The 24,556-nt window shown below is 69.6% G+C and carries 27 protein-coding genes; 14 read left to right on the plus strand and 13 right to left on the minus strand.

Annotated features, from left to right (window positions below):
• Positions 1-164 precede the first annotated feature (164 nt).
• Positions 165-455 carry a hypothetical protein gene (locus tag ACM9LD_RS19645; protein WP_043078246.1) on the minus strand — a complete coding sequence of 97 codons (291 nt, stop codon included), beginning with the start codon at positions 453-455 and terminating at the stop codon, positions 165-167.
• 96 nt (positions 456-551) lie between these two features.
• Positions 552-1,652: an ImmA/IrrE family metallo-endopeptidase gene (locus tag ACM9LD_RS19650; RefSeq protein WP_224644794.1), complete on the minus strand. Its 1,101-nt coding sequence runs from the start codon at positions 1,650-1,652 to the stop codon at positions 552-554.
• 277 nt (positions 1,653-1,929) lie between these two features.
• On the opposite strand from ACM9LD_RS19650, the gene ACM9LD_RS19655 reads away from it, so the two are divergent.
• The 5 genes from ACM9LD_RS19655 (at position 1,930) to ACM9LD_RS19675 (ending at position 7,351) form a co-directional block, all read left to right on the plus strand.
• The gene (locus tag ACM9LD_RS19655) at positions 1,930-2,634 is read left to right on the plus strand and encodes a hypothetical protein (protein WP_224644795.1); all 705 of its coding nucleotides are present in this window, start codon (positions 1,930-1,932) and stop codon (positions 2,632-2,634) included.
• Entirely contained in the window at positions 2,631-3,755 is a 1,125-nt protein-coding gene (locus ACM9LD_RS19660; protein WP_043078158.1) for a tyrosine-type recombinase/integrase, read from the plus strand. Before ACM9LD_RS19655 ends, ACM9LD_RS19660 begins: the two co-directional genes overlap by 4 nt.
• Positions 3,742-5,742: a tyrosine-type recombinase/integrase gene (locus tag ACM9LD_RS19665; protein ID WP_224644796.1), complete on the plus strand. Its 2,001-nt coding sequence runs from the start codon at positions 3,742-3,744 to the stop codon at positions 5,740-5,742. Before ACM9LD_RS19660 ends, ACM9LD_RS19665 begins: the two co-directional genes overlap by 14 nt.
• Positions 5,739-6,200, plus strand: coding sequence for a DUF6262 family protein (locus ACM9LD_RS19670; RefSeq protein ID WP_065212754.1), 462 nt, complete (start codon positions 5,739-5,741; stop codon positions 6,198-6,200). The genes ACM9LD_RS19665 and ACM9LD_RS19670 overlap by 4 nt, the downstream gene beginning before the upstream one ends.
• Before the next feature lie 122 nt (positions 6,201-6,322).
• Positions 6,323-7,351 (plus strand): hypothetical protein, encoded by a 1,029-nt coding sequence (locus tag ACM9LD_RS19675; RefSeq protein WP_415678244.1) that lies wholly within the window; start codon positions 6,323-6,325, stop codon positions 7,349-7,351.
• On the opposite strand, the gene ACM9LD_RS19680 is transcribed toward ACM9LD_RS19675, so the two are convergent.
• A complete protein-coding gene (locus ACM9LD_RS19680; RefSeq protein WP_415678245.1) occupies positions 7,348-7,833 on the minus strand; it encodes an HIT family protein in 486 nt (161 codons plus the stop codon). The two genes, ACM9LD_RS19675 and ACM9LD_RS19680, sit on opposite strands and share 4 nt — an antisense overlap.
• Before the next feature lie 97 nt (positions 7,834-7,930).
• Between ACM9LD_RS19680 and ACM9LD_RS19685 the strand changes: the two genes are divergently transcribed.
• The 6 genes from ACM9LD_RS19685 (at position 7,931) to ACM9LD_RS19710 (ending at position 12,296) form a co-directional block, all read left to right on the plus strand.
• Positions 7,931-8,308, plus strand: a complete 378-nt coding sequence (locus ACM9LD_RS19685; protein WP_415678246.1) for a helix-turn-helix domain-containing protein — start codon at positions 7,931-7,933, stop codon at positions 8,306-8,308.
• Between the two features lie 227 nt (positions 8,309-8,535).
• On the plus strand, positions 8,536-9,891 hold the full coding sequence (locus ACM9LD_RS19690; RefSeq protein WP_415678247.1) for a hemolysin family protein: 1,356 nt from the start codon (positions 8,536-8,538) through the stop codon (positions 9,889-9,891).
• Positions 9,884-10,876 (plus strand): CNNM domain-containing protein, encoded by a 993-nt coding sequence (locus ACM9LD_RS19695; RefSeq protein WP_415678248.1) that lies wholly within the window; start codon positions 9,884-9,886, stop codon positions 10,874-10,876. Before ACM9LD_RS19690 ends, ACM9LD_RS19695 begins: the two co-directional genes overlap by 8 nt.
• A gap of 165 nt (positions 10,877-11,041) precedes the next feature.
• Positions 11,042-11,254, plus strand: coding sequence for a CbtB domain-containing protein (locus ACM9LD_RS19700; protein WP_126195642.1), 213 nt, complete (start codon positions 11,042-11,044; stop codon positions 11,252-11,254).
• Between the two features lie 10 nt (positions 11,255-11,264).
• Positions 11,265-12,020 carry a CbtA family protein gene (locus ACM9LD_RS19705; RefSeq protein ID WP_415678249.1) on the plus strand — a complete coding sequence of 252 codons (756 nt, stop codon included), beginning with the start codon at positions 11,265-11,267 and terminating at the stop codon, positions 12,018-12,020.
• A 102-nt stretch (positions 12,021-12,122) separates the two neighbouring features.
• Positions 12,123-12,296 (plus strand): hypothetical protein, encoded by a 174-nt coding sequence (locus tag ACM9LD_RS19710; protein WP_158645192.1) that lies wholly within the window; start codon positions 12,123-12,125, stop codon positions 12,294-12,296.
• A 4-nt stretch (positions 12,297-12,300) separates the two neighbouring features.
• Here ACM9LD_RS19710 and ACM9LD_RS19715 read toward each other — a convergent pair whose 3' ends face one another.
• Positions 12,301-12,819, minus strand: a complete 519-nt coding sequence (locus tag ACM9LD_RS19715; protein ID WP_415678250.1) for a hypothetical protein — start codon at positions 12,817-12,819, stop codon at positions 12,301-12,303.
• 102 nt (positions 12,820-12,921) lie between these two features.
• On the opposite strand from ACM9LD_RS19715, the gene ACM9LD_RS19720 reads away from it, so the two are divergent.
• Both ACM9LD_RS19720 and ACM9LD_RS19725 read left to right on the plus strand, forming a co-directional pair.
• A complete protein-coding gene (locus tag ACM9LD_RS19720; protein ID WP_068526284.1) occupies positions 12,922-13,455 on the plus strand; it encodes a peptidylprolyl isomerase in 534 nt (177 codons plus the stop codon).
• Between the two features lie 555 nt (positions 13,456-14,010).
• A complete protein-coding gene (locus ACM9LD_RS19725; protein ID WP_415678307.1) occupies positions 14,011-14,301 on the plus strand; it encodes a C40 family peptidase in 291 nt (96 codons plus the stop codon).
• Position 14,302: 1 nt separating this feature from the next.
• On the opposite strand, the gene ACM9LD_RS19730 is transcribed toward ACM9LD_RS19725, so the two are convergent.
• Both ACM9LD_RS19730 and crgA read right to left on the minus strand, forming a co-directional pair.
• A complete protein-coding gene (locus ACM9LD_RS19730) occupies positions 14,303-14,707 on the minus strand; it encodes a PH domain-containing protein (RefSeq protein ID WP_415678251.1) in 405 nt (134 codons plus the stop codon).
• A 54-nt stretch (positions 14,708-14,761) separates the two neighbouring features.
• Positions 14,762-15,055, minus strand: a complete 294-nt coding sequence (gene crgA / locus ACM9LD_RS19735) for a cell division protein CrgA (protein WP_146489378.1) — start codon at positions 15,053-15,055, stop codon at positions 14,762-14,764.
• An 81-nt stretch (positions 15,056-15,136) separates the two neighbouring features.
• On the opposite strand from crgA, the gene ACM9LD_RS19740 reads away from it, so the two are divergent.
• A complete protein-coding gene (locus ACM9LD_RS19740; protein WP_415678252.1) occupies positions 15,137-15,778 on the plus strand; it encodes an aminodeoxychorismate/anthranilate synthase component II in 642 nt (213 codons plus the stop codon).
• 46 nt (positions 15,779-15,824) lie between these two features.
• On the opposite strand, the gene pknB is transcribed toward ACM9LD_RS19740, so the two are convergent.
• The 7 genes from pknB to ACM9LD_RS19775 form a co-directional block, all read right to left on the minus strand.
• On the minus strand, positions 15,825-17,822 hold the full coding sequence (gene pknB / locus ACM9LD_RS19745; protein ID WP_415678253.1) for a Stk1 family PASTA domain-containing Ser/Thr kinase: 1,998 nt from the start codon (positions 17,820-17,822) through the stop codon (positions 15,825-15,827).
• A gap of 19 nt (positions 17,823-17,841) precedes the next feature.
• Positions 17,842-19,284, minus strand: a complete 1,443-nt coding sequence (locus ACM9LD_RS19750; protein WP_415678254.1) for a serine/threonine-protein kinase — start codon at positions 19,282-19,284, stop codon at positions 17,842-17,844.
• Positions 19,284-20,798, minus strand: a complete 1,515-nt coding sequence (locus ACM9LD_RS19755; protein ID WP_415678255.1) for a peptidoglycan D,D-transpeptidase FtsI family protein — start codon at positions 20,796-20,798, stop codon at positions 19,284-19,286. The genes ACM9LD_RS19750 and ACM9LD_RS19755 overlap by 1 nt, the downstream gene beginning before the upstream one ends.
• Complete coding sequence (locus tag ACM9LD_RS19760) at positions 20,795-22,216, minus strand: FtsW/RodA/SpoVE family cell cycle protein (RefSeq protein WP_415678256.1); 1,422 nt, start codon at positions 22,214-22,216, stop codon at positions 20,795-20,797. The genes ACM9LD_RS19755 and ACM9LD_RS19760 overlap by 4 nt, the downstream gene beginning before the upstream one ends.
• Positions 22,213-23,658, minus strand: a complete 1,446-nt coding sequence (locus ACM9LD_RS19765) for a protein phosphatase 2C domain-containing protein (RefSeq protein ID WP_415678257.1) — start codon at positions 23,656-23,658, stop codon at positions 22,213-22,215. Before ACM9LD_RS19765 ends, ACM9LD_RS19760 begins: the two co-directional genes overlap by 4 nt.
• On the minus strand, positions 23,655-24,119 hold the full coding sequence (locus ACM9LD_RS19770) for an FHA domain-containing protein FhaB/FipA (RefSeq protein ID WP_224644811.1): 465 nt from the start codon (positions 24,117-24,119) through the stop codon (positions 23,655-23,657). Before ACM9LD_RS19770 ends, ACM9LD_RS19765 begins: the two co-directional genes overlap by 4 nt.
• A 98-nt stretch (positions 24,120-24,217) precedes the next feature.
• A partial coding sequence (locus ACM9LD_RS19775; RefSeq protein WP_415678258.1) for an FHA domain-containing protein occupies positions 24,218-24,550 on the minus strand: 333 nt, incomplete at its 5' end.
• Positions 24,551-24,556 lie beyond the last annotated feature (6 nt).

Raw genomic sequence — 24,556 nt, forward strand, 5'->3', positions numbered from 1 at the left:
GCAACCACACTGCGCACCCGCGGCCGCCCATCCACACCCCGGACTCTAGCGGCTCAGGGCCCCACTCAGGTGGGGCCGAATGAAACCGCCCTACCGGGGCCAGATCAACTTGACATAGCCAGGCATCCGAGGACAGCGCCCACTGGATGCAGTAGGGCGCGGCATCAGAGCGGTTGGTTGATACCGGTTTCGGCGGACTCTTCGGCGAGGACCTTGGCCGTGAGACCGCGGGCGTGTGCTGCGCGCCAGGCGGCGGCGAGGTTGTCGGCGCGGCTGTGCCAGGTCATCTCGCCGAGGTACTCGGCGTGTTTCTTCGTCGCATCGGTCCACCGCAGCTCCGCGTAGAGCCGCCGGTACTGGCACCGGAGGACCACCCGCCCGAGAGCGTCGGGTGCAGTGCGGATGACGCGGTTGTGGCGGCCGCCTGCGGCGTCGTCCTGCTCTTTGGCCTGCACCGCCTTGTTCGAACCGCGTGGGACTCGCCAGTGGTGGTCTTTGACCGCGTCCTTGCGGTTCCAGCCCCATCGCGACATCCCCGGCGGCCCGCTGTGTTAGACGACGGTCAGGTGCCGGCTGCCGGCGGTAGCACCTTCGGGTGCACCGAACAGGCTGGTGCGGCGGTCGGGGCTCAGCAGTGTCAGGGCGTCGAGCTCGGTGGTGCTGTATCCGTCGGTGGCGAGTTGGGCGAGGACATCGCGGGCGAGCTCGGGGGTCTCTGCAGGGACACCGGGCCGGGCGCCGTACATCCGGCCGGTCTCGTTGAGCAGGCGGAACATCGCCCGGTACTGCCGGTCGGAGAGCACGCCACGCTCACGGGCACGGACGACGAGCGAGGACTCGCTCACCCCCCAGTCCAGGCGCAGCTCGTCGAGCTCGTGGACGGTCCGGGTCGAGACCCGGTCCAGCGCCGGGCCGATGTCATCGACCGGCGCGAGGAACTCGGCAGCGAAAACATCCGCCCGTCGTTCGGTTTCGGCTGGGCTGACCAGGGTCATCGCATCCATCACCAGGTGCCCGAGTTCGTGCGCGAGGGTCATGCGCATCCGGTCCGGCGGCAGGGCAGAGTTGACGTACACCAGGTGCGGGTGATGCGCGGTGGCGCGCAGGGTGACCGCGTCGATCTCGCGGTCGTGGAAGTCCTCGACGACGACGAAGACCCCGGCCCCTTCCAGCAGTTCGACCATTGATCGGATGGGCCCGGCGATCCGCCAGAGCCGGCGTAGAACCTGCGCGACGGTGATCTCGCCGAGCTCGGCGGCGTAGTCCCCGGGGTCGAGATCCGGCAGCGCCAGCGCCGGATCGAGGTCGGTGTGGGCCACGACCCGACCGAGCCGCATCGCGACCAGGTTGGCGCGCGCCCAGACGCGGTCGCGCTTCCACTCCGCAGTAGTGGCGTTGGCGCGGAAGTGCGTGCCCTGCGCAGGGGAGCGCTCGAACGCGACGCACAGAGCATCCACTGGGCATTGCAATGCCCGCGCGTAGTCGTCGAGCGCCTTACCCGCCAAGGGCAGCGCACCGGCCTCGACCCGGGTGACGTGCGATCCGGAGACCCCGGCCTCCTCCGCGAGCCGCTTCTTCGACCAGCCGTGCGCCAGTCGCGTCAGCGCAACCATCACCGGGTTCGCCTCGGCCTGCGAGAAGAGTGCCGTCACCCAGATCGCCTCCATATCCCTCGATCGGTCCCTGCGCTCCACGCTATCGCGGCAGCACCGCAAATCCGTGCAGAAACACCGTGTGAACTGCGATTTTCCTACCGGCCCGGTTATCTGCACCTGAGACGCAAGTGACTGGTGTGACGCCCATCTCGTGCGCGAGATCGAGCCGAGCCGGTGTGGACAATTCTGCAGGTCACGGCGTGTTGTCTACCTGAGAACTGTACCACGTTAGGCAAAATTCCACGCAAGTAATTACATCGAGAGGAGACAGATCGTGACGACACTCATGGACGACCTCAACCCGCTGCAGGGAACGGTGTCCCGGAAGGAGGCGCAGCGTATCCTGCGTCCGGTGACGATCGGCGTCGGCGCGCTGCTGCTGGCCGCAGTCGATCACTGGAACACGCTCATGGCGGAGCAGCCGGCGCACCTGCGGACGGTGCTGCAACCGCTGCTGCGGGGCAGCCACGTCGCGGCGTTCGTCTCCGCCGGCACCAACGTCTGGCTGAGCACCCAGGGGATGCATCCGCCCGGACACCTGGTCAAACGGCCCTACCAGTGGTCGGAGGTGAGCAGTCACGGCCGCACCTACCTGGCGATCCATCACAAGGAGATGGAGGGCACCAACACCCGGCGCAAGGCGTTCATCAAGCAGGATTCACAGACCCTGCAGCTGGTGGGCGATCCCACGCACTGCGAACTGACCTGGGACTACGACGCGGCCACCGATTCGCACGTGCGGCGGATCTGGGTCAGCGCCCCTGGCGTGCACTGGGAACGGTTCGAGGTGCCGATGGATCGGGTGCAGGAGCGGTACGCCTCCTGGCGCAAACGGGACGTACGGTGGCTGCCCGGGCGGCTACCCGCCGACGACCTCGTCGGCACCGAGGATCTCGTACGCGATGAGCAGGATCGGCGGCGCACCGACATCAAGACCCGCCGGCCGCGCCGCGACGACGTCATCGAGGACCAGCGATGAGGGCCGCCGCGGTCACTGTTCACGGGGTCCGGTCGTGGACGGTCGTCGACGACCAGGGCCTGCCGGTGCCCGAGATCGAGCAGTTCCTGCACTGGCAGCGGGCGATCGGACGTTCCCAGAACACCGTCCGCTCGTACGCACGGCACTTGAGTCAGTTCTACCGCTGGCTCGCTGCCCGGGGAATCTCATGGGATGAGCTGGATTTCCATCAGCTGTGCGATTTCGTCGCCGTCCTCACCGCAGGACTGCCGCCGCTGCCGTCACGGTGCGGGGGCCGTGCACCCGGCACCGTGAAAGCGGTCAGTGCCGCGGTACGTGAGTTCTACGAGTTCCACCGCGTCGAGGGCCGGGGACCGCAGAATTTGGTGCTGACCCGCAATCCGTCGAAGTTGCCGCGGCGAGCGCACAGCTTCCTCGCCCACCTCGAGCAGCGCCGTCCCCGCGAGGTCTCCCGCCTGGCCCGGCCCGACCGGCAGCCGGCCGAGACGGTACAGGTGATCGACTTCGAAACCGACTTCGCCAAGCTGCTCGCCGCGGCGTCGACCACCCGTGACCGGCTGCTGCTGTCGGCGCAGTACGACCTGGGCCTGCGGGTCGGCCAAGCGCTCGGCCTGCGTCACGGCGACCTGAACCCGATGCGCCGACAGGTGGTGATCTGCCGGCGCGACGACAACGCCAACGGCGCCCTGTCGAAGCAGAAGACCCAGTTCATCGTCGACGCGCCGCGGCGGTTCTTCGACCTGTATGCCGCGTACCTTCTCGGTGAGGTCGCCCACGTCGACAGCGATTACGTGTTCGTCAACCTCTCCCGCCCACCCGTCGGTGGTCCGATGACCTACTCCAACGCTTACCAGCTCATCGAACGGATCGGCGCCGCCGCCGGGATCGACGATCTCAACCCGCACATGCTCCGCCACACCCACGCCACCGCCCTGGCCAAGGCCGGATGGACCTCCGCCGAGATCGCCGCCCGCCTCGGCCAATCCCACTCAGCGAGCGCCGACGTGTACATCCACCTCGCCAGCGACGACCTCGCCGAAAAGCTCCGTCACACCGAGCATCTGGTCTGGCGTGAACCGCAGCAGCACCGCGTGAAGGGAGACGGCGATGGCACGCGGTAACGGCGAGCGCGCCCGGTCGGGGCGCAACGATATCTCCGCTCTGCAGGTGCCGGACGGGCCCTGGTGCGCGCCGACGTGGCCGGTCGTCGATGTCGCCGGCGACCGCCGCCGCGCCGCCACCGACCCCTGCGCCGTCATCGAGTGCAACGGCGAACGGTACTGGCTCGGCGGCCCCGGCGGACGCGCCGGCGCCACCTCGGGGCTGTGCTACGCCCACTACTTCCAGTGGTTCCGTGCCGGACAGCCCGCCGACTTCGACGCCTGGGCCGCCATCAGCGCCCTGCCTGTCGGCGCGACGCGCGGCCGGCCTGCCACCACCCAGGCGGTCGACTTCCGCCGCATCCCAGCGGCTGCTGCTGACGAAATCCGGTTCGTCGCCGCCACCAAGATCGGCCGCGGCGACTGGACCCCCAACACCGGACTGCGCCGCGTCCTGATCGTTCTCATCGACGTCGCCGACGGGCGGATCACGAGCTCCCTGACCGAACGCCCCGTCGACGACTGGCTGCTGCTGTGCCGGCAATACTGGCCCTACACCAACTTCGACTCCCTCTGCGCGCCCTACATCCGCAGGTTCTTCCGGCTCCTGCACGGGGCCACCGACCCCGACCCGTGGGCGGCGGACCACTGGCGATGGCGCGACGGATTCGAGTTCGTCCTCGACACCACCCAGGCCGGGGCGACACGAACCGCCGTCGACTGGGCCACCGTCCCGGTGCCCTGGCTCAAGGACGCCGTCAAACGCCTCGCCCGCCAACAGCTGTCCACCTCCAGCATGTCCTGGGGAACACTCACCCAGTGGCTGCGCGCCACCCGCCAACTCGCCCAGTTCCTCACCCTCGACGGAACCGTCCCCGAACCATCGGTGGTCACCAGAACGGTGTTCCTCGACTACCTCGAATGGACCCGCCGCCCCGACACCAAGGCGAACCCCCAACTCGCGAACACCGCCGCCTACCTGCTGGAAACACTGCGCGACTGCGGACTCGTCAACGACCTGGGATCAGCGGTCTTCCTGCGCCGCGGCGAGAACGTCCACCGCAAGACCCGCCGGCCGAGGCCCTTCCCACCCGACGTCATCGAACGCATCGATACCCTGATCGTCGACAACCCGGACACCGATCCCACTCTCCGGGCGATGATCGCCACCACACGATGGGCCGGGTGCCGCATCTCCGAACTCGTCAGCCTCCCGATCGACTGCCTCCAACACAGCGACCAGGGGTACTGGATCGAATACTGGATGACCAAAACCAGTGCCTGGCGCCGGTTTCCCGTCCCCGACAGTCTCGCTACGATTATCCGCGACCAGCAGACCCGCGTCCGCGACACCTACGGGCCCGACGCCGAACACCTCTTCCCCGGCGCCCGATCCAGCGCCGCCGCCGGCCGCACCCAGCCCTGGTCCACCAGCGGCCTACGGCACCGCCTCGCCGCACTCTTCCGCGAGCACGACATCACCACCTCCATCACCACCGGCGAGAAGATCTCCGGAGGCGACGTCCACCGCTTCCGCCACACCATCGGGATGAACCTGCTCAACAACGGATGGACCCAACCGGAAGTCCGCGACTTCCTCGGCCACCACAGCGACACCATGACCGCAACCTACGCCCGCATCACCGACGACACCCTCGCCCGGAAAGCCCGGCAATTCTGGGACACCAACCCCGACAACGGCGCTGACGCCACCGTCGAGCGACTGCGAGCCCGCTTCACCACCGCACTGCCGAACGGGTTCTGCACGCTCCCCGCGACGCAACGCTGCGAATTCCGCCCGAACCCCTGCATCGACTGCTCCTTCCACGACCCCGGCGGCCGCACCTTCCTCGGCGCGCACATCACCCACCGCGACCAGCTCAAACAACTCGCCGCCCAAGCACAGGAAAACGGCGACAGCCAGGCAGCGGAACTGAACAAGAGCATGCTCGACAAGGTCACCAAGCTCATCGACGAAATCAGACCAGACGCGCAGGAACCCAGGTGAGCGAAGGCGACCGCGATCACCGCACAGCCCGCCTCACCGCGGCCGCCGCCGCCCGCACAACCAGCGCGACCGCCCGCGCACGCCGAGCCATCACCCGGCTGCACAACACCGGACACCCCGTCACCTTCGTCGCCGTCGCCCGAGCCGCCGACGTCTCAACCAGCTTCCTCTACAAGCACCCCCAGCTCCGACAGGAAATCGACGCGAAACGCGGCACCGCCCCCACTGGAACCGAACGCTCCACCGCCGCCAGCGCGGAATCCCTCCGCACCAAACTCGCCACCGCGATCGACCGCAACCGTCAGTTGACCGAACTGCTCGAGCAACTACGCACCGAGAACGAGGCGCTCCGCAGCCGACTCCTCGACCTGGGAACCCGGCCACCGGCCACGCAAGAAGCCCGTCGAGGAGAACCTGCAGATAACCCGACCACCACAGGGCCACAACAGCCACGATGACCCCCGTCAGCCACGTCGCGGACAGTCAGGAGGCTCCTATAGATATCGAATCTCCTAGGCTCCACAAACTCTTCGTATGCGATGATGCCCTAGCACGTACGTGCGCAGAAGGGGGTGTCACTGTGGATGTCGCCGAGGCCGTCGCCACGATCATGCCGCCCGACGAGGTGGCTACTCTTCTAGGATTAAGCGCCCACTCAGTTGCGTTGAAGACCACATTGGCGGCACGGATGCAGCAGATCGTCAACGATGGTGGGGAGCTTGTTTCAGGTAGCGTAGATGTTCTTGCCTGTGGTTCATTGGCTCGCCAGGAACACTCGGCTGCGAGCGACATCGACTACTTGATCATCACAAACAACTTGCCGAAGCACTTCTCGGCACTGCGCGACGTTGGTCACGAAGTGAATCGCGTGATCACTGAGCTCGATGCCGAACCCGGAGCCTCTGGCATCTTCGGCCAGACTGTCGGTGCGTTCGACCTGATCGAGCGGGTCGGATTGCAAGATGACACGAACATCTCGCACACACGGAGGATGGAAATCCTGCTCGAGTCCGTGAGCTTGACCACGAGCGGTATCCGGTCAGAGGTCGTGCGGGCAATCGTGGATCGTTACTCGACCAGTCGAAACCTCGAGCGGCCGCCGCGTTTCCTCATCAACGACGTGCTGCGGTACTGGCGGACGATCACCGTCGATTTCCAGGCTAAGCGCGACAGCAGTCATGACCAGCACAAAATGATACTGCGGTACCTCAAACTTAGAATCACTCGGAAGATCCTGTTGGCCAGCTCAGTCCTTCCCCTGATTACATTTACGCCGGCGTGCCCGACGAGGGATCATTACGTGGACGAGCTGGAGAAGCTGTTTGATCAGCCCGCACTGTGCCGTCTGATTGGAACGGTCGACCGTCTGGGGGACTCCTCGCTTACTGAGCACGCACGGACCGTCTGTCGTGTCCTGGACGGATTTCTGGCCGCTAGTTCATCCAAGGCTCAGCGGGAGCGGTTTGACAAGATCGCGTGGGACGACCGAGGTAACCACGCGGAATTCGTTGACCTGAGCGATTCGGCAGACCGTCTCGACGCGGCGCTGGCAGCGATCTTCACCTCCTCGAACGTGCTCGAGGCAACCAAGAGCTACATGCTCTTCTAGTCGAGTAGGGCCTGTGCTATCTCGAGACGAAGGTGTTCCCGGACGTCCGCACTCAATTTGGTGAGAGCGGCGGCCTGATCCCAGGGTGCGCGCCCGGAGTTCGTCTCGCTGGGCCGGCGCGGGAACACGTGGGCATGCACGTGGGGGTCGCGGTTGCCGAGAATCGCCATGTTGGTGCGCTCCACGCCATCGAGAGTGCGCAATGCTGTACATACTCGCTGGACGTCAGTCATGAACTGAGCAAGGTAGCGAGGGGCAATCTCGTCAAGATGTTCGAAGTGATCCCGGGCGGAGACGATTACCCGACCGGGAAAGCGTGCATCATCGTAGAGCCCAACACGCGATACGGACAGGTTAGCTATAGGAAGCCATAGGTCGAAACCACAGCTTGCGCATGGCTGGCTCGTCCCAACCGAATCATCGAGTACGAGAGTCCGCGCGCTATCGAGCAGTACGGGCACAACCAACCTCCTACCGAACATCTGTTCTATATTGTTACTCCTGCTGCTAATGGGAGTCAACTACGGAACTACAGCGATGTCATTTGGCGTTCATATGACACGATAGCAGGATCGATGGGTGCAGGAGGTGTCCATGCCAACGGCCAGATTCATGTCAAGTGACGCCGAAGGCTACTCCATCTCGGAGGCGGCACGCTTGCTCAATCTGAGCGCTTCAACGGTCACCCGACGCCTGAGAGACGGCGATCTCGAGTACGGACCCGGCGCACGAAAAGGCCGGGTATCAGCAGAGTCGGTCCACGGCGCACGCGCCGCGCTCGCAGCGAGTCTGGAAATGCACGTCGAGGGCAATTGTGTCGGACGAGACGAGTACGACCTGATGGTGCAGCGGACCATCGACCTCCAAGCCATCGTTGACGATCTCAGGACGGCTGTGGCGAGCCTTAATGATGCGCTGGGACGCGCCAGGCCTGTGAGGTTCGATGACGGAACATGACGTTCCGGTAAGCCCCGTGATCTCATCGCGAGGTTCGCGCCATGACTACCCTCGTTTGCTGACTGCACCTGACCTGGTCCGATGCCGGATCGGCGATCTTGACCTACTCTTTACTCAGTGACCTGTGATTCGGCAGGCCCGATACAGAGAGAATCGATGAGACGCGCCTCGCGCAAACGCCGAAGACCCCGATCCGCTGAACCCGCGCCCCACCGAGGGGCCGCCGCGTGATCACCCTCCTCACCATCCTGGCCGGCGTCGTCGTCGTACTCGTGATCACCGCGTTCACCGGCTACTTCGTGGCCCAGGAATTCGCCTACATGGCGGTCGACCGGTCGCGGCTGGCCGCGCGCGCCGAGGCGGGCGACGAGGCCGCCGCCCGCGCCCTGCAGGTCACCCGCCGCACCTCCTTCATGCTCTCCGGCGCCCAGCTCGGCATCACGGTGACGGGCCTGCTCGTCGGCTACGTGGCCGAGCCGCTGATCGGGCAGGGCATCGGTACCCTGCTCGGCGGGGTGGGCGTGCCCACCGCGGTCGGCATCGGCATCGGCGCGGCCCTCGCGGTCGGCCTGTCGACCGTCGCCCAGATGGTCTTCGGTGAGCTCTTCCCGAAGAACCTCGCCATCGCGCGACCGGAGCCGGTGGCGCGTCGTCTGGCGCTCTCCACGACGCTGTACCTCCGCGCCTTCGGCTGGCTGATCCGCTTCTTCGATCAGGCCTCGAACCTGCTGCTGCGCGCCGTGAAGATCGAGCCCGTCCACGACGTCGAGCACTCCGCGACCCCGCGCGACCTCGAGCACATCGTCGCCGCCTCGCGCGACGCGGGCGAGCTGCCCCGCGACCTCTCGACCCTGCTCGACCGGATCCTCGACTTCCCCGGCCACACCGCCGAGCACGCGATGATCCCGCGTGCCCGCGTCGACCTGGTCGCGGCCGACGAGCCCGCGGCCGCCGTGCTGGAGCGCATGGCGGACGGCCACACCCGGTACCCCGTGGTCGGCGCGACGGCCGACGACCTGATCGGCGTCATCACGCTCCACGACCTGCTCGGCGACAGCACCGGCACCGCGCGCTCCCGCTGCCGCCCCGCCGTGATCGTGCCCGGCTCCATGCCGCTGCCCGCCGTCGTCGCGCGACTGCGGGACGCGGGCCAGGAGATGGCCCTCGTCATCGACGAGTACGGCGGCTTCGACGGCGTCGTGACCGTCGAGGACATCGCGGAGGAACTGGTCGGAGAGATCGACGACGAGCACGACGGCACCGACCCGGCGCCCGCCGTGCCCGACGGCGACGGCTGGCTGTTGCGCGGCGACGTGCACCTCGACGAGGTGGAGCGCCTGCTCGGCGTCGACCTCGAACCCGGCGACGCCGAGACCCTCGGCGGCGCGGTCACCGCGCGGCTCGGGGCGCTGCCCCGCGTCGGCGACGTCGCGGACCTGCCCCTGCTGCCCGATCCCGCGGCCGCGCCCGGATCGGCCCCGCGGGCGCTCCGGGCCGAGGTGCGCACCGTCGAACGGCGGGTGCCGGCGGCCGTGCACCTGACCCTGCCCGCGACCGACCGGACGGAGGACGGCGATGAGTAGCCCCTGGACGGTCGTGGCGATCACGGCCCTGCTCATCGCGGCCAGCGCGTTCTTCGTGGCCGTCGAGTTCTCGCTCATCGCCGCGCGCCGGCACCGGCTCGAGGACGAGGCGGCGCACAGCGCCTCCGCGCGGGCCGCGCTGCGCAGCTCCTCGGAGCTCTCGCTGCTGCTCGCGGGCTCGCAGCTGGGCATCACCGTGTGCACGCTGGCGCTCGGTGCGATCACCAAGCCGGCCGTCGACGGGTGGCTGACGCCGCTCCTCGCGGCGACCGGGATGCCGGGATGGATCGCCGACGTGGGCGGCTTCGTGCTCGCCCTGCTGGTCGTGACCTTCCTGCACCTGGTGGTCGGCGAGATGGCGCCCAAGTCGTGGGCCATCGCCCACCCGGAGCGGTCGGCGATCCTGCTGGCCCTGCCGATGCGCGCCTTCATGACGGTGTTCCGCCCCCTGCTGATCGTGCTCAACGACGCCGCCAACCGCTGCCTGCGGCGCGTCGGCGTGACGCCCGTGAACGAGGTCGAGTCCGGACAGGACCCTGCGGCGCTGCGGCACCTCGTCGAACACTCCGCGACCGTCGGCGCGCTCGACGAGCAGCACTCCGGCCGGCTGACCAGCGCCCTCGAGCTCGAGGCCCTGACCGTCGGCGACATCGCGCGGTGGGACGTCGCGCCGTCGTCCGTCCCCGGATCGGCGACGCCCGCGCAGATCCGTGCCGCCGCCGATCGGACGGGCCACCTGCGACAGCTGGTGGTGGGCGACGCGGGGCTCGGCGTGGTGCACGTGCGCGACTGCCTGCGGGCGGGCGAGAGCGCGACCGCGGCGGAGCTCATGCGGCCGGTCCTCGTGCTCGACGCCGCCGAGCCGGCGTACGCCGCGCTCGCCACGATGCGGGAATCGCGGGCCCACCTCGTGGTCGTGGAGCGCGACGGGGAGCGGGCCGTGCTCACCCTCTCCGACCTGCTCGGCAGGTTGATGCCCGTCTGACGGTGCCGCCCGGCCCGCGGGGTTACACTTCGCGGGCCGGATGCGGAATCCCCTCGGGAGCGGTCGCGCCACTGTGAAGCCAGACCCGCACCGGCAGGCCCGGGCCACCGGGCACCGTCGAATCACCTACCCGGGCGCGAAACCCCGGACGAAGGAGCGCCGCTCATGGCGAACGCATCCACCACGGCCCACGCCGGTGACCTCTCCCTGCATGTCTCCCGCCGGGCGGTGTGGCTCTCCGCCACCCTGATCCTGGCCGTGCTGGCCTACTACTTCATCGGCATCGACCAGGGCGCCGTCTCGGTGTTCGGCAACGACATGCACGTCCACGAGTTCTTCCACGACGCCCGGCACTTCCTGGGCTTCCCCTGCCACTGATCGGGGAGACATGGAGAAGCACGTCATCGCCCGCGGCGCACTCGCCGGGGCGATCGGAGGACTGCTCGCGTTCGTCTTCGGGCGGATCATGGTGGAGCCGATCATCGGCCGCGCCATCGATTTCGAGGAGGCCCGTAACGCCGCGGAGCACGCCTCCCACCCCGGGATGGCGATGGAGGAGCCGGAGCTGTTCACCCGCGCCGTCCAGCAGAACGTCGGGCTGGGTGCCGGCCTGATCCTGTTCGGCATCGCGATGGGCGTCCTGTTCGCGGTGGCCTACTGCGTCGCGGCGCCGAAGCTCGCGCAGTGGACGCCGCGGGCCGTCGCGCTGGCGGTGGCGGGCTCGCTGTTCGCCGGGATCTACGCGCTGCCGTACCTGAAGTACCCGCCGAACCCGCCCGTCGTGGGCGATCCGGAGACGATCCGCGAGCGCACCGGCGCGTACCTGCTCATGGTCGCGATCTGCCTCGCGCTCGTGGCGGCCGCCTGGGTGATCGGGCTCGCGGCCGTCCCGCGGCTCGGGGCGTACGGCGCCGCGCTGGCCGGCGGGGCCGTCGTGCTCGTGGGGCTCGTCGTGGCCTGCCTGGTGCTACCGGCGACCGTCGCGACGCCGGAGGGCTTCGACCCCGACGACCTGTACTGGTTCCGCACGTACTCGTTCCTCGCGCAGGCCATCCTGTGGGGCGCGATCGGGCTGATCGGCGCGGAGCTGCTGCACCGCCTGACGGTCCGCAGCGGGTCCCGGGCGGTGCCCGCCACCGTCTGAGCGAACTTCGGTGCGACTCTGCGGTGGACCGGCGGCGTGTCGTCGCCGACACGCACCGAAGGTCGGGTGGGAGACGACGCAGCGGCGGCATACCCTGGGGGTATGAACCGCCGCTGCGCTCTGTGCTGGGTGGCCGCGCTGATCTCGATCATCGTCTCCGCCACCATCCACTACCGCGGGGGTAGCGGCGGCCTCGACGGCCTGTTCTTCGTGATCGCGCTGGCCTGGGCGCTGCTCGCCATCCAGGCGCACCAGCCCGCGGGCTGGCGCGGCTAGGCGGCTACTCGCCCTTCTTGCGGGGATCCTCCTCGGCCGGCGACTCGACGGCCACGTCCTCCTCGGCCTCCTCCGCGAGCTCCGGCTGCGCGACGGGGGCGCTGTCGCCGGTGGCGCCGCTGGCCGGGCGCACGCGGGGCGGCTCGGCGGCGACGGGCGGCGCCGACGGGGTGCGCAGCAGCTTGAAGGCGACCCCGCCCACCGCCAGCACCAGCGCGAGGACCGCGCCGATCAGCAGCGGCCTGCGCAGGGCCGGGCGGGACGGCGCACCGTCGGACAGCGTGATCGCCTGCTCGGGATCGACCTCGGCGGGGGCGATCCACGACCGGACCAGCCCGTACACGCCGGCGAGGACCTTGCCCGCGAGGGAGAGGCCGAGGCCCGACAGCGCGCGCAGGATGTTGGCGGGGCCGACGATGCTCTGGCCGAGTCCGGAGACGAGGCGCTGCACGTTCGAGGGTGCCGACGGTGCCGGTGCGGCGTCCGCGGCAGGGGCGTCGTCGAGCAGAGGGGTGATGGCCATCGGTGGCGTGATCCTTTCAGCGGACGAGAATGCGGCTTTCCACCGCCGATTCTTATCCGATCTCCTGGGGTTCGCACCTGCAGAAAATGGCAGAATGGCGGTGTGACCAACTCCAACGCTACCGCCCACGTGACCCTGCACACCTCCGAAGGCGACATCCGTATCGCGCTGTTCGGCAATCACGCTCCCGTGACCGTGGCGAACTTCCTCGGACTCGCCCAGGGAACGAAGGAATACACGACCACCAACGCCTCCGGCGGCGACTCGGGCCCGTTCTACGACGGCTCGATCTTCCACCGCGTGATCGACGGCTTCATGATCCAGGGCGGCGACCCGACCGGCACCGGCACCGGCGGACCGGGCTACGACTTCGTCGACGAGTTCCACCCGGAGCTGCGCTTCGACCACCCGTACATCCTGGCCATGGCCAACATCGGCCGCCCGGCGACCAACGGCTCGCAGTTCTTCATCACGGTCGGCAAGACGCCGCACCTGAACAACCGGCACACGATCTTCGGTGAGGTCGAGGACGAGGCCAGCCGCAAGGTGGTCGACGCCATCGGCAGCACGCAGACCGATCGCGCGGACCGCCCGGTCAAGGAGGTCACCATCAACTCCATCACCGTCGAGGAGTAGCCGCACTCCTCCGCACGCGCGCCCGGCCGGGTCATCCGGCCGGGCTTTCGTGTCTCCGCGGTGCGTTCCGCGGCGGCCCGCGACCCCGCCGGCGAGGAATTTACTTCGCCTAACTCCTCCAACAGTGTGGATCAGAATCTGCACAGAATTGGTGATCGGTCCAGGAATCATGTGAGCCCCGTCTCCATCGGCGCAGGTCGGTGAGCATCTTCACGGCACAGCGGGCGCTCTGAGATGGACACCCGTCGTCCGACCTTCGTAACGTTGCCGTGATCTTGTGGAGACCAAGGCGTGACCGACACGCCGCTCCACGGAGTCGGGAGTTCCACGAAAGTGACCAGCGTCAGTACGACGACCATGACCGGCCGCAGCACCCGCCGCGGCACGATGCGCGCGGCCCTCGGAGCCGCCGCCGCCGTGATCGGAATCGTCGCCGCCCCCGGCGTGGCGCAGGCCGCCNCCGCGCCCGCCCCGCAGGCACCCGTCGCGCAGGCCGCGCAGGCCACCGGACCCGACCGCTCGTCGGTCGTCCAGGCCGCCCTCACCCGCGTGGGCATGCCGTACTCCTACGGCGCCGCCGGCCCCAGCTCCTTCGACTGCTCGGGCCTCGTCACCTGGGCCATGAACCAGGCCGGCGTGAGCGTGCCCCGCAGCAGCTACTCGCTGATGAGCGCCGGCACCCCCGTCTCGCAGGCGCAGCTGCGCCCCGGCGACGTGGTGATCACCAACGGCGGCGGCCACGCCGCGCTCTACATCGGCAACGGCCAGGTGGTCGAGGCCGTGACCTCCGGCGTGCCCGTGCGCGTCGCCGGCATCCGCGGCTTCGTCACCGCGCGCCGCTACTGAGCTAGGCGGGCCGCAGGGCCTCGAGCTGCTGCGCGACGAGCGTGGGCGCCTCGCCCAGCTCCCAGCGGCCGAGGAAGAGCAGATCGTCGCCGCGCGTGAGCTCCAGCAGCACCGACTCACGGCCCCAGTGCCGCGTGGTCGTGCGCTTGATCTCCAGGCCGTCCCACGGGAAGACCTTGCGGCCGAAGGCGCCGCGGTAGACGACGCCGGCATCGTCGGCGGACAGACGCGGGCGGAGCACCAGCACCTGTGCCCCGAGGTAGATCAGGGCGAGCACGCCGATTCCGACGAGCACCATGCCGACGGGGTCCTTGATGGCCTGGAAGCCGACGGCCGCGGCGCCCAGCAGGACGCCCGCGACGAGCAGGACGACGCCCACACCGCGCGGGGCGCTCCAGTTATCCACAGGTTTATCCACAGCTGGGGATGAATGACATCGATGTGATTTCGCTGGTCAGGGCTACTTCCACCACATCGTCATCAACAGACCGGCGATCATGAGGCCGAAACCGATGGCGAAGTTCCACGCCTCGAGGTTCGCCATCCACTCCAGGGGCTTGCCGGGCGCGCCCATGCCGTTGGGGTCCGCGCCGACGTAGTACACGAGCAGCCAGGCCAGCCCGGCGAGCATGAGCGCCAGGAACGCGACCACGAACCACCGGCCCGACGGCGCGCTCACCTTGACCGGCGTGCGCGAATCCGTGGCGGTGTTGATCGTGTAATCGGTCTTCTTCCGGACCTTCGACTTCGGCATGGCTTCCTTCTACCAGGGTGCGGTTCACCTGCCAGGTTATCGGATGTACCAGCGCCACCCCACCCCGCTAGGCTGGACGGCGTGCGGATCCTCGTCGTCGACAACTATGACAGCTTCGTGTTCAACCTGGTCCAGTACCTCGGCCAGCTGGGCGTGGAGGCGGACGTGTGGCGCAACGACGATCCGCGACTGGACGATCCGGCCGCGGCGGCCGCGCGGTACGACGGCGTGCTGCTCAGCCCCGGCCCCGGCACCCCGCAGCGCGCGGGCCAGACGATGCCCATGGTCGCGGCGGCCCGCGACGCCGGCTCCCCGCTGCTCGGCGTGTGCCTCGGGCACCAGGCGATCGGCGCCGTCTTCGGCGCGACGGTCGACCGGGCGCCCGAGCTACTGCACGGCAAGACCTCGCTGGTGCACCACAACGGCCACGGTGTGCTCGCCGGCCTGCCCGACCCCTTCACCGCCACCCGCTACCACTCGCTGACCGTGCTCGAGCCCACGATCCCCGACGAGCTGGAGATCACCGGGCGCACCGATTCCGGCGTGGTGATGGCCTTCCGGCACCGCGAGCTGCCGATCCACGGCGTGCAGTTCCACCCCGAGTCGGTGCTCACGCAGGGCGGCCACCGCATGCTGGCGAACTGGCTGGCCGTGTGCGGCTACACCGTCGCCGAGGCGCGGGTCGCCGAGCTCGAGCAGGAGGTCGCCGCCGCGCTCGCCTGAGTGCCGCGGACCGTCGGGCGAGGGTGCCGGTGGGCCCGACCCCCGTCTAGGACCGACGGACGTGCAGGACGACCGACGATGACGAGTCCACCTGGGCGCCGACGTCCGGATCGGTGCGCCAGACCCGGCCCCGGTCGAACAGGCCCGACGGGGCGTCGACCACGACCGAGATGTTCTCCGACGAGAAGCCGGCCTGGATGAGCGCGGCGCGGGCCGCGTTCTGGTCCTGGTTGATCACGTTCGGCATGGTGATCGGCTTCGCCTTCGCGACTTGGATCGTCACGGTGCTGCCCTTGTCGGCGGTCGACCCACCGGTCGGGTTCTGTCCCACGACCGTGCCCGCGGCGGCGGGGTTGTCGACCTGCTGGACCCGGACGTCGAAGCCGAGGCCCTTGAGGTTCGACGTGGCCTGCGAGACCTGCGTGCTCGTCACGTCCGGCACGCGCACCTGCTCCTTGCCGGAGCTCACGGTCAGCTGGATCGGGGTGCTCTGCTGCGTGTTGGTGCCGATCGCCGGGTTGGTGGAGATGACGTTGCCCTTGGCCACCGTCGGCGACGGATCGTTCTTGACGTCCTTGGCCACGGTGAAGCCCGCCTTCTCGAGGATGTCGCGGGCCTCCTTCTCGGGCTTGTTCCCGACATCGGGCACCGCGGCGATCTTCGGGCCGGTCGAGACCTGCAGGACCACCGTCGAGCCCTTGGCGGCGCTCGCGTTCGGTCCGGGCAGCGTCGAGATCACGTGCTCGGCGGGCACCGTGTTGTCGGGCATGCGCTGCACCTCGACGGTGAAGCCCAGCTTCTGCAGCGCCACCTGGGCGTCCGCGGCGGGCGCGCCGATCTGCGAGGTCACCGTGGCGGTCTGCTCGCCGCCGCGGCTGTTGAGCAGGTACCAGGTGGTGCCGCCGATGAGGACGAGCGCGATCACGGCCGCCGAGAGCAGCATGAGCAGCTTCGACCGGCCCCCGGCCTTGGCCGGAGTCGAGTGCCGGCGCCGCGCGGGCGCGTCCGCGGGGGCCGTCGTGTCGACGATGGCCGTGGGCGGGTCGTCGTCCGAGGGCTCCGTCCTGGCGGCGTTCGCGACCCCGGCAGCGCCCGCAGCGGCGGCGACGGGGGTCGTCGCGGCGCGGCGACGGGGCTTCACCGGCTCGGTGAGCAGCGCGTCGCGCTCCTCGTCCGAGAGCACCATCGGCGCCTCGGGCTTGCGGCCCGCGAGCACCCGGATCAGGTCCTGCCGCATCTCGCCGGCCGTCTGGTAGCGGTTCGCGGGGTTCTTCGACAGCGCCTTGAGCGTGATCGAGTCCAGCTCGGGCGGGATCGTGTCCAGGATCGACGACGGGGTCGGCGGATCCTCGCGCACGTGCTGGTAGGCCACCGAGACGGGCGAGTCGCCGGTGAACGGCGGCTGCCCCGTGAGCAGCTCGAAGAGCACGCAGCCGGCGGCGTAGACGTCGGAGCGGGCGTCGACGGAATCGCCGCGGGCCTGCTCCGGCGAGAGGTACTGCGCGGTGCCGATCACCGCGGCCGTCTGCGTCATCCCGGCCGAAGGGTCGCTCATCGCCCGCGCGATGCCGAAGTCCATCACCTTGATCTCGCCCGCGCGGGTGAGCATCACGTTGGCGGGCTTCATGTCGCGGTGCACGATGCCGTTGCGGTGGCTGAAGTCGAGCGCCGCGCAGACGTCGGCCATCCACGTCATCGCCGCCTGCGGGGCGATGGTCCCGTCGCGGCGCAGAACATCGCGCAGGGTCTCCCCGTCGACGTACTCCATCACGATGTACGGCAGCGGCCCGCCGCTGGTCTGCGCCTCGCCGGTGTCGTAGACCTGGACGATCGTCGGATGGTTCAGCGACGCCGCGTTCTGCGCCTCCCGCCGGAACCGCTCGTAGAAGCTCGGGTCACGGGCCAGGTCGGCGCGGAGGATCTTGATCGCGACGTCGCGCGACAGACGCGTGTCCCGGGCCAGGTGCACCTCGGACATGCCACCGAACCCGAGCGTCTCGCCCAGGTCGTAGCGGTCGTTGATGCGACGCGGCGGGGTAGTCATCTGCTTCGTCCGTTATCCGTCAGTTGTTGGGGCAGGGGAGAGGGATCCCGAAGATACCGGTGCACGGCGGCTTCGTGGTCGGCTCGCCTCCGGTGACCGGCGGGTCCGTGGTCGTGGTCGGCGGCGGGGTCGTCGTGGTCGGCGGCGGCGGGGTCGTCGTCGGCTTCGGCGGCGGTGGCGTGGTCGTCGGCTGCACCGTCGACGTCTCGGTCACCGTCCGCGGCGCCTCCGTCGTCGTCCGGGGCGGCACGGGCCGGGCCGGGGTGGAGGTCCCCGTCGGCGGGGGCGCGACGGTGCCCGTGTCGGTCACGCTCGTCGACGGCAGCGGCGTCTCGTTACCGGTGTCCCGGGTGATGAAGTAGCCGCCGATGATCGCCGCGGCCAGCAGCAGCAGCGCCACCGAGACCCCGAGGATCGTCTTCTGGGCCTTGGTCCAGCCCCCACCGTCCGAGTAGGTGGCGGGCGCCGCGGCCCGCGGCGTCGGGGTGGAGTTGCGGGAGACGGGCTGCGGGCCGGGGCGCGACGCCGGCGGCACGATCGCCGTGGCGGCGGTCTCCGGGACCCCGGTCGCGGCGGCGGCGGCCGCCGGGGCGGCGCCGGTCCAGCCGCGCGGCATCGGCGGGCGTTGCCCGGCCTTGACCGCGGCCACGGCGTCGGCGAACTCGCCGCCGTTCGCGTAGCGCTGCCGCGGGTCCTTGCCCAGGGTCAGCGTGATCAGCTCGCGCACCGGCGCCGGCAGGTCGCCGGGCAGCGGCTCCGGCTGGTCCCGGATGTGCTTCATCGCGACGGTGATGGCACCGTCGCCCGAGAACGGGCGCTTGCCCGCGAGGCATTCGTAGCCGACGACGCCGAGGGAGTAGACGTCGGAGGCGGCGGTGGCGTCCTCGCCGGAGGCCTGCTCCGGGGAGATGTACTGGGCGGTGCCCATGACCATGCCGGTCTTGGTGACGGGTGCGGCGTCGACTGCCTTGGCGATGCCGAAGTCGGTGATCTTCACCTGCCCGGTGGGGGTGATGAGGATGTTGCCGGGTTTGACGTCGCGGTGCACCAGGCCGGCGGTGTGGGCGACCTGGAGGGCGCGGCCGGTCTGCTCGAGCAGGTCGAGCGCCTGGGCCTGGCTCAGGTGCCCGAGGCGGCTGAGGACGGCGTTGAGGGGTTCGCCGTTGACGAGCTCCATGACGAGGTAGGCCAGGGGTGCGCCGCCGGCCTGGTCGGCGGTCTCGCCGTAGTCGTAGACGCCGGCGATGCCGGGGTGGTTGAGGGCGGCGGTGGTGCGGGCCTCGTTGCGGAAGCGGGCGAGGAACTCCTGGTCCTCGGAGAATTCGGCTTTGAGGACCTTGACGGCGACGCGGCGGTCGAGCCGCGTGTCCATCGCCTCCCAGACCTGACCCATGCCACCGGTGGCGATGAGCCGGAGGAGTTCGTAGCGGTCGGCGATCACCGATCCGGTCTGCAGACTCATCAGTTCCCCTGCCCGTTCACCGCGGCGCCTATCACCGCTCGTCCGATCGGCGCGGCGAGCGACCCACCGGTCGCCGCCTCGCCTTGATTTCCACCGTTCTCAATGATGACCGCCACCGCTACCTTCGGATCGTTCACCGGGCCGTACCCGATGTACCAGGCGTGCGGTGCCTCGCCGCCGCGCTGGCCCTGGGAGTGTTCCGCCGTGCCGGTCTTCGAGGCGATCTGGACCGGGCCGCCCGAGCCCTTCGTGTGCTGCTCCGACGCGATCATCAGCTCCCGCATCTGCGCCGCGACCTGCGGCGAGATCGCCTGGCCCAGCCGCTTCGGCGAGGTACCGCCGAAGGTGCTCAGGTCGGGCGCCTGGAAGGAGTCCACCAGGTAGGGCTGCATCCGGACGCCGCCGTTGGCCAGCGTCGCCGCGATCACCGCGTTCTGCAGCGGGGTCATCGCCACGTCGAGCTGGCCGATGGCCGACTGGCCCGTCTGGGCACCGTCGGACAGCGGACCGGTCACCGACTGCGCGACCCGCAGCGGGATGGGGTCGGGCGTCGAGTTGACGCCGAAGTTGTTCGCCATCGCCTTGATCGCCTCGCCTCCGTCCTGGATCTTCGTCGTGGCCAGATCCACGAACGCCGTGTTGCACGAGTACTGGAACGCCTGCAACAGGCTGACGGTACCGCCCGAGGATTCGGGACACGTCATCCCCGCGTAGTTCTGCAGCGTCGTGCCGCCGCCGCCCGGCAGGGTGATCTGCTTGTCGGCGGTGAGCCGGGTGTTCAGGTCGACGCCCTTGCCCTGCGCCAGCGCCGCGGCCGTGGTGATCACCTTGAAGGTCGAACCCGGCGGGTAGGTCCAGCCGGTCGCCCGGTTGTCCATCGGCTTGTCCGGGTCGTCCTTGAGCTGTTCCCACGTCTTGCTGACCGCGCTCGTGTCGTGCGAGGACAGCGGATTCGGGTCGTAGCTGGGGGTCGAGACCATCGCGAGGATCTTGCCCGTCGACGGTTCGATCGCCACCGCCGCGCCGTGGCACGGCCCGTTCGGGCCGCACGCCGTGGTCAGCTTCTCGTAGGCGATCCGCTGCATCGTCGGGTTGATCGTGGTGATCACGTTGCCGCCGCTCGGGTCGCGCCCGGACAGCAGGTCGACGACGCGCCGGCCGAACAGCCGGTCGTCGCTCCCGTTGAGGACCGACTCCTCGGCGTGCTCGAGGCCGCTGGAGCTGTAGATCATCGAGTAGTAGCCGGTGAGCGGCGCGTACGCGCGCGCCATGTTCTCCGGGTAGGTGCGCAGGTACTTGTACCGGTCGTCGGTCTTGATCGACTGGGCCATGACCTGCCCGCCGGCCAGGATGGAGCCGCGCTGGCGCGCGTACTCATCGAGGAGCACGCGCTCGTTGCGGCTGTCGGCGCGGAGGTCGTCGGCGCGGAAGACCTGCACCCAGGTGGCGTTGGCGAGCAACGCGACCACGAGCAGGACCACGACGAGGGAGATGCGGCGGATCGGTGCGTTCATACGCGCTTCACGATCTCGGTCGGCCGGTCGGGGACCGGCGCACCGGGCTTGCGGGCGACCTTGGGCTCGCGGGCCGCGTTGGAGATGCGTAGCAGCAGCGCGATGAGGGCGTAGTTCGTGAGCAGCGACGAGCCGCCGTAGCTCATGAACGGCGTGGTCAGGCCGGTCAGCGGGATCAGCTTGGTGACGCCGCCGACCACGACGAAGAGCTGGATCGCCATCGTCGAGGCCAGGCCGGCGGCCAGCAGCTTGCCGAAGCTGTCGCGCACCGTCAGGCTCGCGCGGAAGCCGCGGAAGATCAGCACCAGGAACAGCATGAGGACGGCGGCGAGACCGATGAGGCCCAGCTCCTCGCCGACCGCGGCCATGATGAAGTCGGTCGACGCGAAGGGCACCATCGTCGGCCGGCCGGAACCCAGGCCCGTGCCGGCCAGGCCGCCCGTGGCGAGGGAGAACAGGGCCTGCGCGGGCTGGTAGCCGATGGTCTCGTAGGCGGCGAACGGATCGCGCCACACCTCGACGCGCACGCGCAGGTGGGGGAAGAGCTGGTAGGCGGCGACGGCGCCGATCACGGCGAGGCTCAGGCCCACGACGATCCAGCCGATCCGCTCGGTGGCGATGTAGACCATCGCGAGGACGGTGAAGAAGATGAGCAGCGGCGTGCCGAGGTCGTTCGCGTAGCCGAGCACGCCCAGCGCCACGATCCAGACCAGCAGCAGCGGCGCCAGGTCGCGGGCGCGCGGCAGGTCGATGCCCAGGACGCGGCGGCCCGCGGAGGTGAACAGGTCGCGCTTGGACACCAGGAAGGCCGCGGTGAAGATGATGAGCAGGATCTTGCTGATCTCGCTCGGCTGAATGTTGAACAGCGGCGTCTTGATCCAGTTCTTCGAGCCGTTGATCTCCGACAGGCTGGACGGCAGCAGCGCCGGCAGCGCGAGGAAGACGACGCCCGCGAGGCCGATCGTGTACGCGTACTTCGACAGCGTCCGGTGATCGCGCAGCAGCGCCAGCACCGCGACCAGCACCGCGAGGCCCAGCAGGGTCCACAGGATCTGCTGGTTCGCCTCCTGCGTCTGCGTGACGCGGCCGCTCTCGGCGTGGGCGTTGCCCAGGTCGAGCCGGTGGATCAGCACCAGGCCGAGGCCGTTGAGCATCGCCACCACGGGCAGGATGATCGGGTCGGCGTACGGCGCGAACCGGCGCACCGCGTAGTGCGCGGCGCCGTACAGCACGACGAAGGCGACCACGTACTTCGCCAGGTCCAGGGTGACCCGTTGCTCCTGCGCCCACTCCACCAGCGCGAGCGAGGTCCCCGTCACCACCGTGGCGGCGCCGAGGAGGACCAGCTCGTAGGTCCGGGACCGTCGGTTCGGGTCGAGCGCGATGCCCGAACCGGGAGTGCTGACGCCCGACGTCACGAGGGGCCTCCGCGGCAGGGCCGCTCCGGCGTCGACGGCTGCGTGACGACCTTGGTGACGGGCGCCGGGGGCGGCGCGAGCGTCTCGCCGGCCGGCGGCGCCATCGTGGTCGACGGTGCCGGGACGTTCGGGTCCTGCGGGGCGGCGGGCGTCGGCGCCTCGATCTCCGTGGTGATCGCGCACCGCTCCATCAGGTTGTCGCGGTCGGTGAGGTTGCGGGCCTGCTCGCGGGCGTCGTCGAGCGAGCTCGCATAGGGCAGGCCGGCCAGGTTGGCGCGGCCGCGCGGCGTCAGGTCGTCGACGGTGAGCGGGGTGCAGCCCTGCGCGGCGCGGCCCTCGCCGGCGGTGTCCGCGATGCAGACGACCTCCTGCTGCGAGTTCAGCGCGCGGCCGAAGATCGAGACCTTGACGCCGTGCGAGATGGCGATGGTGCCCTTGTCGGTGGCCGCGACGAAGTAGCTCGAGTTGACCACGGACCGGGTGACGATCAGGCCGATGGCGCCGCCGACGAGCAGCACGAGCAGCACGCCGAGGGCGATCCACTTGCGGCGCGAGCCGGTCTCCGGCTCCTCCTCGACGTCCGTCGCCACGACGCGGCGGGGCGCCTTCTTCGGCGGGCGCAGCGCGGCCGCGCGGCCCGCAGCCGTGTTGGCCGGCGGGACGTAGTCCTCGTCGTCGTCGTTCGCGGCGCCGCCGACGATGGGGCGGCTCTGCCCGAAGCTGGTGTCCTCGACGCGGGCGACCACGACGGTGACGTTGTCGGGGCCGCCGGACTTGAGCGCGAGCTCGATGAGCCGGTCGGCGGCGGCGCTGACGTCCTCGGTCGCGAGCTCCAGGGTCTCGCCGATGGTCTCGTCGGAGACCACGTCGGACAGGCCGTCGGAGCAGAGCAGGTAGACGTCGCCGGCCTTGGCCTCGCGCAGCGTGAGCGTGGGCTCCACCTCGTGGCCGGTCAACGCCTTCATGATGAGCGAGCGCTGCGGGTGCGTGTGGGCCTGCTCCGCGGTGATCCGGCCCTCGTCGACGAGGGTCTGGACGAAGGTGTCGTCCTTGGTGATGCGGATGAGTTCGCCGTCGCGCCGCAGGTAGCCGCGGGAGTCGCCCACGTGGATCAGGCCCAGCTTGGAGCCGGCGAAGAGGATCGCGGTGAGGGTGGTGCCCATGCCGTCGAGCTCGGGGTCCTCGGCCACCTGCTCGGCGATGGTCTCGTTGCCGGCGACCATCGCCTCCTCGAGGGTGTCCAGCAGGTCGCCGCCGGGCTCGTCGTCGTCGAGCGGGGCGAGCGCGTTGATCATCAGCTGCGAGGCGACCTCGCCGGCCGCGTGGCCGCCCATGCCGTCGGCCAGCGCCAGCAGGCGTGCCCCGGCGTACACGGAGTCCTCGTTGTTGCTGCGGACGAGGCCCCGGTCGGAGCGGGCGGCGTATCGAAGGACGAGGCTCACGGGCGCAACTCGATCACTGTCTTGCCCACGCGCACCGGGGTGCCCAGCGGGACGCGGGTGGGAGTGGTGACCTTGTTGCGGGCCAAGTAGGTGCCGTTGGTGGAGCCGAGGTCCTCGACGTACCAGTCGTCACCGTCGCGGGAGAGGCGCGCGTGCCTGGTCGACGCGTAGTCGTCGTTGAGCACCAGGGTGGAGTCGTCGGCGCGGCCGATGAGCACCGGCTGCTGGCCGAGGGTGATGCGGGTGTTGGCGAGGGGGCCGTGGGTGACCACGAGGTACTTCGCGACCTTGCTGGTGCGGGAGAACAGGGCCCGACGAGGCGCCTTGGCCTCCTTCTGGCGGGGGCGCAGCCCCGACGCCAGCCGTGCGTCGGACCGCAGCGCGCTGATGACCAGCCAGATGCACAGCCACAACAACAGGAGGAAACCCGCCCGGGTCAACTGCAACACGAGTCCCTGCACGGTGTCTCCCTCCTGGTCGTATCCGACGCACACTCGTCCAGCGCCCGCCGTGCGGGCGCTGGCGTACGGGTCTGCTTCCGCGTGCCCCGCCGTGAAATCTACTGGAAGCGGACCACGATGTCGGAGTGGCCGACGCGGATGCGGTCGCCGTCGGCGAGCTCCCAGTTGGAGACGGGCACGTCGTTGACCGAGGTGCCGTTGGTGGAGCCGAGGTCGTTGAGGACGGCCGCGTAGCCGTCCCAACGGATCTCCACGTGCCGGCGCGAGACGCCCGTGTCGGGGAGACGGAACTGGGCGTCCTGGCCGCGACCGATCACGTTCGTGCCCTCACGCAGGGCGAAGGTGCGGTTGGAGCCGTCCTCCAGGTACAGGGTGACCGCCTGCGGCTGCGCGTAACCGCCCTGCGGCTGCTGGTAGCCCTGGTCGTAGCCNNNCTG

This window comes from Tsukamurella hominis (assembly GCF_965137015.1).
In the GTDB taxonomy this organism is placed as follows: Bacteria; Actinomycetota; Actinomycetes; order Mycobacteriales; family Mycobacteriaceae; genus Tsukamurella; species Tsukamurella hominis.